We start from the raw sequence: 16,483 nt of genomic DNA, 5'->3' as shown, positions 1-16,483 counted from the left end.
AAGGGGGTCTTTCTTATCGTTTGCTACGCCAACTTTCATTATGCCCAAGATTTGCACCTGTCGCTACTTGCACATCATATAACATTTCACTAAAGAAGCGTTTATCTACTTCTTTTGGTACAATGCGTCTTTCATCATCAATTTCATCGTACTCATATGAACCACGATTCACTGTACCTGCTTTATAAAATTGAATGTCAAATACACATACATCTTCTTCATCTTCATAACCAATCAGCGCTCCGCTAAATGACAATTGCACTCCTAATCCGTTACAAGTATCTTCTTTGTAAAATGTATAATACACACCGCCATCTTGAACAGATCCACGGATCCATCCAAGCTTCGTCATCTTACCGAATAACGAACGACCATTTAGTAAAATACCACCAAATCTCTCAATAGCACTCTCATCATTCTCTTCTACTACAAACATTGGACGCTCAATTTGTAGGAACGGCTGAACAATTCCCGCACTTTCTAATTGCTCTTTCCATAATTCCTTCTCCGCCCCAGACAATTCTAACGGATGAACGAAACCAATAACAGTGCCAAATGAAAGTTCATAACTCTTCCCTTCAATTGTACAGAACACGCCACCTTCTGCATAACGGAATGCGTTCAGCAACTTCCCTTCCTTATACTCACCCCAAATGAGTGAAATAGAAAATTGCTTCATAATTGAATTATCCATAAATACAGACTTCCATGCATTATGTGACCAATAACGCTTTAACGAAAGTGCCGCTTCTAATCGTTGTTTTTGCATTGAAAGAGTAGTTCGGAGCTCCTTCTTTAAAGAGGCTAATTCTTTTTTAGCCTCTTCAGCCTTTTCTACATCATCTTTTGCATTCGGCTTTGGAAGTGACTTCATACGTTTTCCTTCCTCTGTCTCTAATTCAATTTTTGACTCTGTAGTTAAAATGGCAGTAAAACTTCGATTCCCGAAATCAATTATCTTTTCACCATGTATAGTAAAGCCAAGGTCCGGCACCAATTGATCTTCCAGCTCTTCCTCTGTTATACCACGTGTTTTCGCAGCAAGACTTAGGGCTTCTTTTGCTGCATTACGTACTTGCTTATGTTTATATTTAAATGCTATTGCATGAATAGACATAAGTGCAAGCTTAGATGAAGACAAACCTAAAGCACGAACGGCATCCGCTGCTATCTTTCCTCTCATTTGAAGCACCCATTCATCAATTTGCTTTATAAGTATGTCGACCATTTTGTCGTCACTATACATTCCGTATAACGAAAGAATTCCACGCTTCTTCACATCTGCGTCTTGAGAAATCCATATTTGATATATTGTTTGCACATATTCTTTTAAGTCCTCTTCATTTAAAGCTCTACCAATTACTTCTGCCGTTTCTTTCTTTTCAATAACAGCATCTGAAATATACTGTTGTAAATAGGCTAACGGAATTGCAGCATCAGCAATTTCATTAGAGTCACGTAAACGGATTTGTGGCTCATCCCCAATCAATTGCAGAAGTGAATTTCTTGTTTGTTCCGTTAAAATACGTGCACATAGTTCTTCGATCTTTTCTTCCTCCGTTTGAAATAAAAACGACAATTTTCCTGCGAAAGATGCATTTTTACTTTCTTGCAAAGCTTCCTGTACAAGTTTCGTATATTTTTCAAGCTTATACTCTATTAGTATTTTCATCACATTTTCACGAACAATCTTCTTTTTATTATGAAGTTCAACTGCTACATCTGCTGCAGCTTCTATATCTTTTGAAAGCAGTTTAACTACAGACTCACGCATTTTTTTAGATGAATCTCCTAAGCTTTTAATTAAAATCGGACGCATTTTAACCATGTTATCCTTTGCTAACTCTTCTAAAATATATGCTTTTGCCATAGCAGAATACTCATCAAACCGTTCAATTATATATGCTTGTTCTTTTACAATTACACAAACAAGCGCTTCCTTCGCCTTATTTCTCTCTTCACTGTAGCATGCAGCTTCTTCAACTGCATAAGCGATAAGTTTTTCCTTACTTAACCCATACGAAAGCAGATCTTCTAATACTTGTTTCGGCTCTACTCCTCTGACAGAACATTCGTAAAGAAGTTCGTATAAATTAACACTATCATCATCTCCAAACTGTAGTGTAAGTACAGCTTCCCTTTTCGCTACATCATCTATATCCCAAAGAAGCGCAACCTCTAACACCGGCATACCCCAATACATACTTCTATATTTCGGATTTTTAAGTATTTGCTTTATATCCTCAAGTGACAACTTCCCTAGTAAATAATCACAATATGTATCCCGCACTGTAGACAATTTAATTTGCAAAGCAGCAACAAAAAATTCTTCTCGCATTTTCCCTCTATTTAGCTCATATCCTTTTTCGGCTAGCGTTCGTGCGATGATGAGATAATTCATTTTACTTACATATTGCAAAGTTTGTTGAATAAATTCAGGGTTTTCCTCCAACATAAAGCATAGCAATTCATATTCATACGTCTTACAAAAATCCTCACTATTCAAATCATGTTGCCTTAGACGATGCGCAAAAAATCTTTCCTTAGAAATCCAAAACTGTGTACAAAAACTTTGAATTTCTTCATATGTTTCTCTATTTACACTACCAGTTTTTTTGTGGTTTTGAGACTGACCGAGAGTGTGACACATATAACGTGTTGCATAGTTTATAAAACCCCAAACATTTTTCTTCGCCAATATCTCAATATATCGCCTCGCAACATTCGAATGTTTATGAACACAAAATAATAGCCGCCAAATATGTTCCGGTAAATTCCCACCTATAAATACTTCACTATCATCTTCACCTTTTAAATACCGTTTAACTGCTTCAACCTTTTCCTTTTCCCCTAGCAGTTTCAATATAAATTCTGTATGTTCTTCTAACCTCTCATTCAATAAAGAACTATATGTACGAAACTTTTCATACTCTACATCAAACATTACGAGAAGTAATGTTAATTGCTGCTTAGTTGGTAAAGTATGTAATTGTTCCTCTATATAGTTCGGTTTCTCTTTTGTTAACTCTCTAAGAAAAACATCTGCTTCATTGACGTAACTTGAAATACTAGATAAATACCTACATGCAATTGCTACAAGTTTGTCCAAAGGTAGTGCACTTTTTTCTAAATAAACCTTCATTTTAGAAAAACTGACATGCGCAAAACGGACTACAAGAACATTTAATAATTGCTCCTCGAGTATATGATAAAATAACCGAAAGAAACCCGGATCTTGTTTATGTACTTTCCTAAAATCGTTTATAAATCGCTCCGCAAAATCGCTTCTTTTTTGATCACGAATCGTCGTTAGTTCAATATCTTTTAAAATCTCTTCTTCTTTTGTCTGTAAATATCGTAGTGATAATTGTTCCTGTTCTTCTATCATATTAATATATTGAAACAACTCAGATGTACTAGTAGTCAAACTTTGTACCCCCGCATCTTTTTATCTATTATAAAAATACCCTTATTTAATGGTAGTATAGCATAAAACCCACAAAAACGAACGTACATTCTACATTAAATTAATTTAAATTAAAATACACTACTCAACATACATTTCCTTCTCTCTAAACTTCCCATTACACACTTCTCTCCACTAAAATCCTTTAACTTTTTGCTACACCAATTCCTCAAAATCCCCTTCACATAAGCTAACGTTTTCTTATTATTTTCAAACGCAATTTTAAGTGCCACTAACACTTTCTCTCCAGAAAATCTTTGTATCCAATTCTTCAATTCTTTCACAATATATGGGGATAAACTACTAATATTTTGTTCATAAAACTTATAAACTTCACTATTTGGAACGTTCTCTTCTATACTTTCTACCTCTTCCGCTTCTTCTTTCTCTTCAATAACTACTTGTGAACTACTATTATCCTCTTCTTTTGGCATACCAAAATGCTGCAATAATAATGGAATCGTGTATTCTTCTTCAAGGCATTTACGTAAAAAGATATGTATGAACTCATTACTTTTTACAGTCTTTAACTCACGTAATACGCACTTTTCTACATTCGTATTTGAAATAGGGTTATAGTGTAACCAGTTTATTATGAATACCTCTTTCGTTTCCGTATCATATAAAATCTTTCCATACTCAACAAACCTGTTTAGCAACTTCTCAACAGTCTCCATACTATAACCTGTTTCAAGCTCTGCCACACGCTTCGGTAATATGTAAATACCACATTGCTTCGTTTTCGTACCAGTTAACAAATATATGTAAAAATAACGCTCCTCTGGCGTTAAATCTAATATGAATTCATCTTGCCAAAAGTTCACCTGCACATTACGGTATACCGCCATATGTTTCCCTCCACTCTTTGCTAGTAAATAGGAAGATTTTAATCCTTCATTATAAAAATAGGAATGCGGGAATGGTTTTGGCATTCGAATTACAATTTTTTTTACTACTACAACGCCGGTTTCATTTTTTCGTGCTTGTTTTGTTCTTGTAGTTGTTTTTGTTTTTTCTTAGTGATTTATTACTTGGTAGGGACTTATGAGGGGCTTATGAGGGGCTTGGAAGGGCATTCTGCATTACAATCTATGAAATACAATTTGTTCTTCCTACTAAATAGGAGCTATCCCAAATTATTATTTTGGATAGCTCCTTTCAAATTCTTCTTATTTTTTACTTCTACCAATGTCAGCTTCTACATACAATTTATTCTGCTATTTGCAGGCAGTAAAACCCTCATTTCAAAATTCGGTGAATAAACTGCTCGATTGCAACGCGAGTGGCCCCACTGATTAAAGTTTTATTTTTGCATTGAATCTAACATCTTCACAATAAAAGCAGCTGCCTGACCACGAGTCGCTGTACCTCGGGGATCAAACTCATTATTTCCAACACCATTAACTACCTTTAAGCTGTATAATCGTTGAACCGATTCTTTATATGTTATTAAATGCTTATCTGTAAATGGTAATGCTACTAACTCACCTGTAATTCCTTTGTATCGTAATGCTTTGTCAATCATAATAGATACTTCTTCACGAGTAATTGGTGAGTTAGGATCAAAAACCCCTTCACCACGACCATTAATAATTCCTGCACTTGCACAACGTTTAATACCGTCATGAAGTGATGGATGTGCCTCATTAATATCTACAAATGACTTATTTCCCTCTGGTAGTTTAAGAGCATTCGAGATTAATTTCGCAAACTCCGCTCTCGTTACATTTCGATATGGCGCAAATACACCATTGCCTTCGCCTTGCATAATACCTAGACTGTTTAATTTACGAATATGCCCTTCAAACCAGCCACCTGTAATATCATCTTTTGGTTTTTGTACTTCTTCCTTAGGCTTTTGTACCTCTTCCTTTGGTACATTGTAGTTAATTTTAATCCAACTTGGGTCATAGAAAATCCATTCTCCATTACCTACTTTATACCAACCATTTTTAACCGCTAATACTTTGTAACGATCTCCGTTTGAAGCTTTACGTACAACACGATGTTCAATACCCGCATCACTACGTACATTGATGCCACTACCATTTACCACTAGTTCCATGCTAGGTTCAGCTGGATTATTTTCATTTGGATTAAATGAGTCATTTTTATCTTGTAAAGGAGTATCAATCTGCGCATTTATATTTGCATACCACTGAATTCCTTGTACGAAACCAGCCCAATTACCACGTGAAATTAAAATGTCAGGACATTTTTTCCCGCTCCATTGTTGATGCTTGTAAATATGATCTGCACCAATTCCTTCTTTGTTCATTAAATAACCCGCAAGTCGTTTTGCATTTTCTAAAGCTTTATTGTAATCACCGTCTTGGTTAACCGCGATCTCGATACCGATAGACTCCCTGTTTCCTGATCCATCTCCATCTCCTGCATGCCAACCGTTTTCGTTTGTTGGTAAGTGTTGATAAATTTGTTTATCGTCTACTGTAAAATGCCATGAAGCTGTTCGGAACGTCCCCTCTGTTGCTTGTTTATACAAATATTTCGCATGATTTTCAGCATTAGCACCAGCGGCCGTATTTGCCGTCTCATGGATTGTAATGTAACGTGCTTTCATCGGATTTGCAGGACGAATATCAGAGTTTCCTGCTGGAACAATCCACTCTACAAATGGAACTCCTGCAAGTGTTCCATATTTCTTCGTACTCGGTGCACTATATTGAATACCTCTTGGCTTTGCAACAGGTTTCATTTGACGATCAGATCCATCATTTCGACCATCTACAGATTCAAATGCCTTTTCAATATTTAAAATAGCTTCCTTTTCTGCTACTTGCCCCTTCTTTGCATCTTTCATTTTGTTTAATTCTTCTGTTTCATCATGTTTATGCTTATATTCTTCTAAAAGCATTTTTTCATTTTCAGATACTTCTGCTTCGTTAACTTGTACATAATCAGGAACTTCCAACTTGAAATTAGAATAATTTAATCCGCTCGTTCCATGTTCTCCTTGGGCAATATTTAGTTGATCAGTTTGAGCTTTGTTTATCTCTTCTGCTGATGCTGATAAAGGTACACTCCCTAAAATCACTAGACTTGTTGATAGTGCGATTACTTGTTGTTTGATTGTCTTATTCATTATTATAAATAGATATACACACATTTTCGCCGTGTATATATCTCAACCTCCTTTTGTTGTCACATTAATTTTAAAAATACGAATCTATTATGTACTTCTAATATATTTTCTTTTTATTTATATATTTAAATTATATTATTTTATGCCCGTTAAGAAAATATTTATATGTCATACCTACAAATGAATTTCATCTAACATACTTTTTACAAAATCCGTCAACAAAAATTATTTTACAACTAATTACCAATACCGTCAAAAGCATTTTCAACAATCCACACTTTAATAGCTATAGTAAATGCTATTTCTTTCACATTATATACTATTACAAATTATCTTTAACTTGTCCGACAATTTCGTTTATCGTATTTCGATCAAACTTATCACTAATTTCGTATGGCTCACGATCTCCTACGAATTGCACGCCTACAATATCATTGCGATCCTTACCGTATTGCACTTCAATAATAGATCCACGCTCTATTTGTTTCCAAATGAGACCTACTTCATCTTTATTATCTAAAATAATGCAGTCTTCAATATTTTCATCAATCCCAATTAACTTGTTATCATCTATATATCCAATCTCGTATTGTTGCCGTTCTTTCGCTTTTCCGCTTACTAGTATACCTTTGCTACCATATGAGTAATCCGTATAGTCCTTTTTCTCCTTTTGTACCCCTTTCGGCTTTTGTGCTTCAGTTTTTTCAGCAGCTCCACAACCTGTAATAAGACTGATTGGCATAACCATAGTTAATACTACTCTAGTAAATTTCTTTATCATTTATAACTAACCTCACATACTTAATTTAAAATGCTATTTATTTCCTTATTATAAAATAACATGATAATACAGAGAAAGAGCCAAAGATAAAATATTATTTACATCCGTATTGTCCCTCCCTTTACATTAATATAGTACCCTCATAAGTATGAATAGCTAGGCTTTCAAAATTAATACGGGAATATTATAGAAAGTAGACATCCTACTCACATACGATTAGTATTAGAATTGAAAATATATAAACTAGATGATTACTTATATTAAGGAAGGAAGTGCACAGCTATGGATTTTAAAACAGTCATGCAAGAGCTTGAAGCCCTTGGTAAGGAAAGAACAAAAAAAACATACATCTCTAACGGTGCACACGAGCCGGTTTTTGGCGTAGCTACAGGTGCTATGAAACCAATCGCTAAGAAAATAAAAGTAAATCAAGAGTTAGCTGAGGAACTTTATGCTACAGGTAACTACGATGCTATGTACTTTGCAGGCATTATTGCAGATCCAAAAGCTATGAATGAGTCTGATTTTGATCGCTGGATGGACGGGGCATATTTTTATATGCAATCTGATTATGTGGTAGCAGTAACTTTATCGGAGTCAACTATCGCCCAAGACGTTGCGGATAAATGGATTGCAAGTGGGGATGAGCTACGAATGTCAGCGGGCTGGAGTTGCTACTGCTGGCTTTTAGGAAATCGCAAAGACAATGAATTTGCCGAAAGCAAAATTTCCGATATGCTTGAAATTATAAAAAATACAATTCATGCTGCGCCAGAACGAACAAAATCTGCTATGAATAATTTTATAAATACTGTAGCAATTTCATATGTGCCACTACACGAAAAAGCAGTCGAGACTGCAAAAGAAGTTGGTATAGTTGAAGTAAAACGTGATAATAAAAAAAGCAGTTTGTTAAATGCTTCCGAAAGTATTCAGAAAGAAGTCGATAGAGGAAGAGTTGGTTTCAAACGTAAATACGTTAGATGTTAGATTATTAAAAAAGGTGTCAATCAAGAAAGATTGGCACCTTTTTTAATGTAGAAGTAGAAAATGGACTACCTCCCTAAAAATCATTCATTTCCCTCTTTACAACTTATATGTTAGAAATTTCTTCTTTCACTTTATACACCCTATCTCTTTTCTCATCGTTTTTAACAAAAGTAAGCTTTCCTTCTGTAACAAAACCTTCCAATGCTAAGCATACTTTTCCATATGCTTTTGGCTTATTCGTTGTAAATCTTTCATCTGATATTTTACCAGATCGTATTAATTGTTCGCATAGCTCCAGTGCACTTATTTCTTCAGAATCCATTAATTCCAATATATCTTTTTGCAATGCTGATAAAGGTGCAGGTATTTCGGCTACCTCTACCTTTTCTTTTTTATCTTCTTTTTCGTCTTCAAATAAATCTTCAAATGAAATTTGATTCATTACATCTTTTCCTTTCTCATAACGAATTTGCTTAACATGAACTGAATCCTATATGTACTAGAACTTTTACATTTAGTTATTGTTATGTAGTCCTTACCTCTTTACATAGATTTTATAACTCATGTACATTATTTTAAGTAGTATATTTCCATTATACCAAATATACGTTCTGTCATCTATTGTAGAATTCGTTATTACTGAACTGAAATCAATAGTGAATATCCGGTGCACAAATCATGCAAACAAAAAAATGCTAATCGCATTGTTTGAACTACTTCCACATGTCTATCAAGCTAAGAAAAACGAACATCCAAAATAAAAAAGCGAGGTTACTATTATAGTACCTGAAAAGCAGGCAGTCTTTAAAGCTTAGTTAAGTAAGTATTCTATGTTGTGAATGAAAAAGGATCTGATATGAATATCAGATCCTTTTTCATTGTTTCTTTTATAAATGTAACTTTTTTTATACATACATCGTTTCACACGATAACTGGTTCATACGTGCTTACATTATCATACACAGTTTTCGTAATTCTAGGAGGAAGATTAACACACCCTCCAAATCTGACTTTTTAATAGAATCAAAGTGTATTTTTACTTACCAGACTTAATTTTTTCGTTATATTCTTCTAAAGTTAACCCTTTTTCTTTTAGATAAACAGCAACTTCTTTTCCTACATAACGATAGTGCCATGGCTCATACTTAATGCCAGTAATATTCTCTTTATCTTTTGGATAGCGGAGAGTAAATCCATACTCTGCAGCATTCTTATCTAACCATTTGAATGCATCGGTAGTTTCAAATTTTGCATTTAAATCTTCTACAGTATTCTGCCATTCAACTGAAATAATGTCTAACGCTAATCCAGTATGATGTTCACTTGCACCAGGATACTGAAGATATTCCAATGCTTTAGCACTAGCCTCTTTATCCGACAAACCTTGCGATTTATAGCTTTTAACTGAAGCATCATAATACGTTTGTTGTAATTTTATAGCTCGATAACCTGATCTTAAATAAAGATTGATTCCCTCTTTTTTTGCAGCCGCTACCATATCCTGATAGGAAGTTGCAATTCTACTATCTATTTTCATATTCGGCTTAGCATTTTGGGTAATACTTGTTAATTCAATTCCTAGTTCCTTTGATAACATATGCTCTCTATTTACAAGAATAATTCTCCAATCATTAGGATCAGAGATAGGTAAAACATCTTTTTTATTCGCATGTATCTCTTTTTTATTTTTATCGTTATTATTAGTAGTTTCCTGAGATGTTTGCTTTCCACTACAAGCAGCAAGACTCCATCCCATTGCCAATACCAATGCTAAAATTATAAATTTTTTAATTGTATCTCATTCCCTTTTTGTTTATTAGTCTTTATACCAATTTCCCAACACGTCTCTAGGAATCTCCTTGAAATCCTTCAAAGAAACGGGGCCGACAAATTTTTTAATTCCATGTTTTTTAGACTCTTCATCCGAATAATCTTTTAAAAATTGAATTTTAAATTGTTTCTTACCATCAGCGTAGTCGGTTACTGTCGGTACGATTGCCGCTTGTCGTATACCAAAAGTTTTATCTTCATACTTGACGAATTGTATATAAGATAGTCCTCCAACCAATGTTTCTAATTTTTCTTGCGCAGAAATAAGATTTCCAAGAGAATAATAGATTAGCGTTTCATGTCCATCTTTATTTTGTTTCCACTCAATTGGTTGAATTACATGTGGATGATTTCCAATTACTACATCTACACCTAAATCTGTTAAATATTGAGCAACTTCTTTTTGTTGCTTTGAAGGTGTTGAGGTATATTCTACTCCCCAATGCACCATAACAATCACCATATCAGAGCTACTCTTTGCCTTTTCCACATCATTTTGTATCGCTTTTTTATCAATTAAATTTAAAGCCCAAGACTTATCAGCTGGAATTTTAATTCCATTCGTACCATATGTATAATTTAGTAACGCAAAGCGAATACCATTTTTTGTAATCGTTTTTATTTCATTACGCTCGTTTTGACTCCCATTAATGCCTACTGGGATAACATCCGGATATTTCTTCCAGTATTCTCTTGTATTCGCAACACCTTTAATACCCATATCCATAGCATGATTTGTCGCTTGAGTCACTATATTGAATCCAGTGTCCACTAAAGATTGGCCTACTTCTTCAGGTGTATTGAAAGTCGGATATCCCTGTACTTTTAGATTATTTCCTGCAATTGGAGTCTCCTGGTTCACGATAGCAAGATCACTTGATTTAACAGCTTTTTTGATATTTTCATAAATATAGTTATAATCATATGAACCGTCTTTTTGTTTGCCATCTTTAATTACTGCGTCATGATATAAATTATCACCCGTTGCTATTAAATTCACAACCGATTTTACTTTTTTATCTTCCGTAAAATTAGGAGACTGTTGGATAGGACTCTTCTCTACCCAATTTGGTGCTTTTAATGATGTATCTATATTAGATTCAGCCGGTGGTAATGAAGCTTTAGATGTCTTAACATCTGTATTACCACAAGCAGTTAAAAGCACTAAAAAAATAAGGCATAATAAAAAAAACTTTTTACTTCTCTGTAAAGTATCTAACATGTGATCCTCTTTTCTGTTTTATTACTTATAACCAGTTCTAACAAATCATTCTTTAAAACAACGTATTTTGGTTTTACCCTTAATTATGGAAGGACACTCTGTTACATCTGCTTCGGAATATACAGATAATCATTTTCCATTCTCTAGCAATCTATCAATTCCATCAGGATGTCGACTAGTTTCATATACCTGTTCCAATTGCAGTAACTCGTTTAATCTAAACAAGATAGAAGAATAGTTCATATAGCCTCTTCTCTTGCTTTACGTTTGTGAGTGGCTCCAAAAAGAGGGGATCGTTGCTGTACCCCCTTTAAATATTATGGAATCTTTGTAACTAATTTCTTTACGTTAAGCGACAAACATTATACCGATAACAATAAGTAAGACCCAAGAACTTATTTTACCAATATACGAAAAAAGTAGCAATCTTTTGACCCATATAATGAAGCCAATTAGGAGAAATGAAAGGGAGATTCATTTTAATTAATTCCTTCCTTCATTGATTAATAAAAAAACAAGCCACCCAGCTATTGGATGGCTCTATACGATAAAGAGAATTTGTTATTGGATTACTTCAATTTCCCTTCAAAAACAATCTTCCTACCGCACGGCTCAACTACTGTTTTGCCGTCTTTCTTTACTTCATGAAAGATCGGCTCTTCCATACGACGAGACGGAGCGTAGCCTTCTTGTTCCATACGTGCTAAGCAGTCTGTAATTGTTTCATTTTCAAGTACTTCAAATTTCTTTTTATTAGGTTGTTTTGTCATGCCCTAACCTACTTTCTATTTTTCTTGATGCGAATTGATTCTTCATGTAGACCATGTATAACATTGCTAGAATTCCCATTATAATCATAACCGCAATAAAAAAGCTTGTATACTGTATTTTTTCTATAAATACGCCGCCTAATACAGGCCCCATAATACTTCCTAAACTAAAAGCGATTCCGGATAATATATTACCTGCCGGTAGTAAGTGTCTCGGTAATAAATCAGTCATAAATCCAAGCCCTAAAGAGAAACACGATCCAATAACCATACCCGCTAAAAGCATGCAGGCAAAGACGATCCAGTAATATTGATCAAATACGGCGGCAAGTAGAAAAATGCCCGTACTTATGCTAAACGTCCAGGTTAATATACGATCCCTTCCGTATTTATCACTCAATATACCGAGCGGAATCTGTGTAATAATACCCCCAACTGCAAATGCTGGTAATAAGAAGGATACATCTGAAACAGACCACCCTTTACGAAGTGCGTATACTGGTAAGTTACTATTTAACATCGCCTCAAGTACACCGTATGCAAGTGGTCCTAGTAACGCAATCCATCCTAATCCAACAACTTGTTTATAACGAGAAAATGATGATTCACTCTTCACTTCTCTTTCATCTTGCGCTGGGAATGCATTTTTTGTTGGTAATAGTAACAGCCAACCTATTAGACAAAGTATAGTAGATATAATAAATGGCGTTGCAAGACCGTACTGTACAGTGCTTGCTAAATACGGACCAACGGCAAAACCAATTCCGAAGAATACACCGTATATCGATACTTGTCTCCCTATTTTACTTGGGTCCGATGTTGTCGTAATCCATGTTTGTGTTCCGACATGAAGCATATGATCTCCGACTCCAACTAGAAATCTAAGGATAAACCATACCCAAAATGAAAATGTTTGTGTAAAAAAGAATAATGAAATAATAACGAGAAACCCACCTATAACAATAATTGGCTTCATTCCAAACCTTTGCATCGGTTTTTCAAGAAACGGCGAAATAACTAATATCCCGATGTACAATGCCGTCGCATGAATACCGTTAATACTTGAACTAACCCCTTCTTGTTCAAAAATCATTGCAATGGCAGGTAAGAGCATTCCTTGTGATAAACCAGAAATTGCTACAATCCCAACCATAATCCAAAATGTAAAACGCATTGACATCCCTTTCCCTCTCCTTCTCACGCTTTCCACTTTTCATTATAAACTGTTTCTGCAAATGCGTGTACGAATATTCGCAATAAAAAACAAGCTAAAAGAATGAACCTTTTAGCTTGTTATCTTATCCTTCCCAAACTTGTGCTTTCACATTATAATGAAAATGTTTAAAATATGGATTTTCATAAAATGATGGTCCATATAAGTAATGTTGCATATGAGCTGTTAGTGGCTGCTGCATTTGTAAAGGAACTACAGCTGGTGAAACTTGCATATACATCGGATCTATCATTATTTTTGTATAGATATGATGATCATATGGCGAATAAGCGATTAAGGATGGTTTATGCATTGATAATCTCCCCTTATACATACAAATGTTATAGTATATGCAAAACTTTTCATTTTGGGGATTCTTTCTATTCTAGCCAATCTTCTACATGTTTTATAAATACATCTAAACAATCAATAAACGGTGAGTGTCCGCAATCTTCTAATACCTTCAACTCTGCATTTGGCAAATGTTTCGCTAATTCCTCACCGACTACTTGCGGTACGACATAATCTCTATCACCTTGTATGACGAGTGTCGGCGCTTTAATATGATGAATTTGCTTACTTCCCTCTACAACCCCATTATGTTCATCCGAAATATTAAATGTAATGAGCGCATAATTCACATCTACGAAATTACGTTGCGTTAACATATCATCTAAATACTTTTCATAACGGTCCGGTTCAGGTTGATTATGTGTATATATTAATAGATTCCATACTGTACGGTAATATAGTTTGTTCATATTTTTTATCGCGTCTAATACTGGAGCGATTTGTACTGGATCTTGCGCAATTTCTTCTTTTGTCTTTACTAAACTTGATACGATTGGCTGCCCATTCGTATCTTTTTTAAAGATTGGGTATCCTTTCATTCCTACTGATTCTACTAAAATTAACTTTTCTACAAAAGTTGGGTGATTCGCTGTAAATTGCATCGCAACGCCACCGCCCATTGACCAGCCCATTAATGAGAATTTCTCTAGCTTTAACTCGTCGATAAATAATTTTACATCTTCTGCAAAGTCTTGTAATGAATCTATCGACTGATTATACGTTGATTGTCCAAACCCTCTTAAATCAAGAGCGTAAATATGGTATTGATCTTGCAACTTTTCAATAACTAAATCCCAATGTTGTGACGATGTCATGTTCCCGTGAATGAGTACAAGAATATCTGTATTTCGCCTTCCAACTTCCTGATATGCAATCGTTTCTCCGTTCGATAGTGAAACAAACTCCATTGTTGCAGGCTTAATCATCACAAGTTCCCCCATTCTATTTAATAGAAAGAAAATTCTTTACTTAATTAAAGAATAGCACGTAGAATATACGTTCGCAACATAAAACCTATAAGAATTTTTCACATAAATCAATATGTCTATTACTAGACAATTATTATAAAAAAGTATATAGTTAGCTAGGTAACTAATTTGAAAGGATCAAAATACATGGACGAAAAACAACATTTTTTTCATATCGTCAGCCAGACTTCTCGAAAGTTTACGAAGAAATTTAATGAACGTGTATCTCCAACTGGGTTATTTAGTGCGCAGTGGGCTGTTATTTTCCGCATTAATCAAACTGGTTCTTGTACGCAAACAGAATTATGCCAATATTTAAATGTTGAATCACCAACGATGACTCGTACGTTAACACGTATGGAAACGATGGGATGGATTATTCGTACAGAAGGTAAAGATCGCCGCGAGAAGCTCATTTCTTTATCCGAAACAGCGATAAAGATGATTCCAGTATGGCAAGAAGAAGTTGATACTTTCGAAGAAAAAACGCTAGAAGGTATTAATGAAGATGATTTACATCAAGCATTTCAAGTGTTACAACAAATTATTAAAAATTTAGATTAAATTGGAGGGATGACGATGCAAAGTGAGAAACTTTGGACGAAGGATTTCCTCGGAACTTGTTTTAGTAGTCTATTTCTCTTCTTAACATTTTACATGCTTATGACTACTCTGCCTGTCTATGTAATAGACGGCCTAAAAGGAAAACCTGAGGAAATTGGTTTAGTTGCAACTGTGTTTCTTATTTCTTCTGTTTTATGTAGACCATTCACAGGAAAATGGCTCGATGATTTAGGAAGAAAGAAAATATTATTTATTTCACTTTCATTATTTTTAGCCGCTACTGTTATGTATTTCGGTGCGCAAAGTTTATTCTTATTACTTGCCCTTCGCTTCTTGCACGGTATTGGGTTCGGGATGGCAACGACAGCTACCGGTACGATTGTAACTGATGTTGCGCCAGCTCATCGACGAGGCGAAGCACTTGCATATTTCGGCGTATTTATGAGTCTGCCGATGGTAATTGGTCCTTTTTTAGGTTTAACAATTATTTCTCATTTTTCGTTTACTGTTTTATTTATCGTTTGTTCCGTATTTTCATTACTTGCATTTTTATTAGGACTACTTGTAGATATTCCGCATGAAGCACCTGTGAGCAAACAAAAACGTGAAAAAATGAAATGGAAAGACTTAATCGAACCATCTTCTATTCCGATTGCACTTACAGGATTTGTTTTAGCCTTTTCTTATAGTGGTATTTTATCCTTTATTCCTATTTATGCGAAAGAACTCGGTTTAAGTGAAATTGCAAGTTATTTCTTTATTGTATACGCACTTGTTGTTGTCATTTCTCGTCCATTTACAGGAAAGATTTTTGATCGCTTCGGTGAAAATGTACTCGTTTACCCCGCTATCATTATTTTCACAATCGGAATGTTCATATTAAGCCAAGCACAAACTTCATTTTGGTTCCTTGGCGCAGGTATGCTAATCGGTTTAGGTTACGGAACATTAATTCCGAGTTTCCAAACGATTGCGATTTCTGCTGCTCCAAACCATAGACGTGGTTCTGCGACAGCTACGTATTTCTCATTCTTTGATAGTGGTATTGGCTTTGGTTCTTTCATTTTAGGTATTGTCGCAGCGAAATCTAGTTATCATAATATGTATTTTATCGCAGCTATTATCGTTGCTTTCACTTTACTTTTATATTATGGATTACACGGACGAAAACAAAAATTCAAGAAACAATCTACAGATGGAAAAATTTCCGCTTAACGTTAATAAG

The 16,483-nt window shown here is 34.7% G+C and carries 14 protein-coding genes; 3 read left to right on the top strand and 11 right to left on the bottom strand.

Features of this window, described 5'->3' with window-relative positions; all coding sequences use genetic code 11:
• Positions 1-13: 13 nt before the first annotated feature.
• From BM089_RS17800 to BM089_RS17785, 4 genes are all read right to left on the bottom strand, one after another.
• Positions 14-3,427, bottom strand: coding sequence for a DUF4132 domain-containing protein (locus tag BM089_RS17800; RefSeq protein ID WP_090977589.1), 3,414 nt, complete (start codon positions 3,425-3,427; stop codon positions 14-16).
• A 110-nt stretch (positions 3,428-3,537) separates the two neighbouring features.
• Positions 3,538-4,314 (bottom strand): DnaD domain-containing protein, encoded by a 777-nt coding sequence (locus tag BM089_RS17795; protein ID WP_090977587.1) that lies wholly within the window; start codon positions 4,312-4,314, stop codon positions 3,538-3,540.
• Between the two features lie 455 nt (positions 4,315-4,769).
• Positions 4,770-6,569, bottom strand: coding sequence for an S-layer homology domain-containing protein (locus BM089_RS17790; RefSeq protein WP_025117791.1), 1,800 nt, complete (start codon positions 6,567-6,569; stop codon positions 4,770-4,772).
• Between the two features lie 322 nt (positions 6,570-6,891).
• Positions 6,892-7,350 (bottom strand): hypothetical protein, encoded by a 459-nt coding sequence (locus tag BM089_RS17785; protein WP_090977585.1) that lies wholly within the window; start codon positions 7,348-7,350, stop codon positions 6,892-6,894.
• Positions 7,351-7,632: 282 nt separating this feature from the next.
• Here BM089_RS17785 and BM089_RS17780 point away from each other — a divergent pair, with 282 nt between their 5' ends.
• Complete coding sequence (locus BM089_RS17780; RefSeq protein WP_090977583.1) at positions 7,633-8,340, top strand: DNA alkylation repair protein; 708 nt, start codon at positions 7,633-7,635, stop codon at positions 8,338-8,340.
• 103 nt (positions 8,341-8,443) lie between these two features.
• On the opposite strand, the gene BM089_RS17775 is transcribed toward BM089_RS17780, so the two are convergent.
• The 7 genes from BM089_RS17775 to BM089_RS17745 form a co-directional block, all read right to left on the bottom strand.
• Positions 8,444-8,782, bottom strand: a complete 339-nt coding sequence (locus BM089_RS17775; RefSeq protein ID WP_072939051.1) for a DUF3895 domain-containing protein — start codon at positions 8,780-8,782, stop codon at positions 8,444-8,446.
• A gap of 594 nt (positions 8,783-9,376) precedes the next feature.
• The gene (locus BM089_RS17770; protein ID WP_000241993.1) at positions 9,377-10,108 is read right to left on the bottom strand and encodes a M15 family metallopeptidase; all 732 of its coding nucleotides are present in this window, start codon (positions 10,106-10,108) and stop codon (positions 9,377-9,379) included.
• 48 nt (positions 10,109-10,156) lie between these two features.
• The gene (locus BM089_RS17765; protein WP_072939055.1) at positions 10,157-11,392 is read right to left on the bottom strand and encodes a CapA family protein; all 1,236 of its coding nucleotides are present in this window, start codon (positions 11,390-11,392) and stop codon (positions 10,157-10,159) included.
• 569 nt (positions 11,393-11,961) lie between these two features.
• Positions 11,962-12,162, bottom strand: coding sequence for an NETI motif-containing protein (locus BM089_RS17760; protein WP_000166303.1), 201 nt, complete (start codon positions 12,160-12,162; stop codon positions 11,962-11,964).
• Positions 12,146-13,342, bottom strand: coding sequence for an MFS transporter (locus BM089_RS17755; RefSeq protein ID WP_000062798.1), 1,197 nt, complete (start codon positions 13,340-13,342; stop codon positions 12,146-12,148). Before BM089_RS17755 ends, BM089_RS17760 begins: the two co-directional genes overlap by 17 nt.
• A 118-nt stretch (positions 13,343-13,460) precedes the next feature.
• Entirely contained in the window at positions 13,461-13,688 is a 228-nt protein-coding gene (locus BM089_RS17750; RefSeq protein WP_000549496.1) for a hypothetical protein, read from the bottom strand.
• 67 nt (positions 13,689-13,755) lie between these two features.
• The gene (locus BM089_RS17745; protein WP_000594880.1) at positions 13,756-14,652 is read right to left on the bottom strand and encodes an intracellular short-chain-length polyhydroxyalkanoate depolymerase; all 897 of its coding nucleotides are present in this window, start codon (positions 14,650-14,652) and stop codon (positions 13,756-13,758) included.
• Between the two features lie 189 nt (positions 14,653-14,841).
• Between BM089_RS17745 and BM089_RS17740 the strand changes: the two genes are divergently transcribed.
• Both BM089_RS17740 and BM089_RS17735 read left to right on the top strand, forming a co-directional pair.
• Entirely contained in the window at positions 14,842-15,258 is a 417-nt protein-coding gene (locus BM089_RS17740) for a MarR family winged helix-turn-helix transcriptional regulator (protein ID WP_000343680.1), read from the top strand.
• A gap of 15 nt (positions 15,259-15,273) precedes the next feature.
• Positions 15,274-16,473, top strand: coding sequence for an MFS transporter (locus BM089_RS17735; protein WP_001190321.1), 1,200 nt, complete (start codon positions 15,274-15,276; stop codon positions 16,471-16,473).
• Positions 16,474-16,483 lie beyond the last annotated feature (10 nt).

The organism is Bacillus sp. 5mfcol3.1, assembly GCF_900114335.1.
In the GTDB taxonomy this organism is placed as follows: domain Bacteria; phylum Bacillota; class Bacilli; order Bacillales; family Bacillaceae_G; genus Bacillus_A; species Bacillus_A thuringiensis_S.
The sequence above is the reverse complement of the archived record's forward strand: the minus strand, read 5'-3'. Positions and strand labels throughout refer to the sequence as shown.

Bases quoted from the DNA above. Each gene is read 5' to 3' on its own strand.
- BM089_RS17735 (WP_001190321.1), top strand. From the start codon at position 15,274: ATGCAAAGTGAGAAACTTTGGACGAAGGATTTCCTCGGAACTTGTTTT.
- BM089_RS17790 (WP_025117791.1), bottom strand. From the start codon at position 6,569: ATGAATAAGACAATCAAACAACAAGTAATCGCACTATCAACAAGTCTA.
- BM089_RS17775 (WP_072939051.1), bottom strand. From the start codon at position 8,782: ATGAATCAAATTTCATTTGAAGATTTATTTGAAGACGAAAAAGAAGAT.
- BM089_RS17740 (WP_000343680.1), top strand. From the start codon at position 14,842: ATGGACGAAAAACAACATTTTTTTCATATCGTCAGCCAGACTTCTCGA.
- BM089_RS17785 (WP_090977585.1), bottom strand. From the start codon at position 7,350: ATGATAAAGAAATTTACTAGAGTAGTATTAACTATGGTTATGCCAATC.
- BM089_RS17795 (WP_090977587.1), bottom strand. From the start codon at position 4,314: ATGGCGGTATACCGTAATGTGCAGGTGAACTTTTGGCAAGATGAATTC.
- BM089_RS17750 (WP_000549496.1), bottom strand. From the start codon at position 13,688: ATGCATAAACCATCCTTAATCGCTTATTCGCCATATGATCATCATATC.
- BM089_RS17745 (WP_000594880.1), bottom strand. From the start codon at position 14,652: ATGATTAAGCCTGCAACAATGGAGTTTGTTTCACTATCGAACGGAGAA.
- BM089_RS17780 (WP_090977583.1), top strand. From the start codon at position 7,633: ATGGATTTTAAAACAGTCATGCAAGAGCTTGAAGCCCTTGGTAAGGAA.
- BM089_RS17765 (WP_072939055.1), bottom strand. From the start codon at position 11,392: ATGTTAGATACTTTACAGAGAAGTAAAAAGTTTTTTTTATTATGCCTT.
- BM089_RS17755 (WP_000062798.1), bottom strand. From the start codon at position 13,342: ATGTCAATGCGTTTTACATTTTGGATTATGGTTGGGATTGTAGCAATT.
- BM089_RS17760 (WP_000166303.1), bottom strand. From the start codon at position 12,162: ATGACAAAACAACCTAATAAAAAGAAATTTGAAGTACTTGAAAATGAA.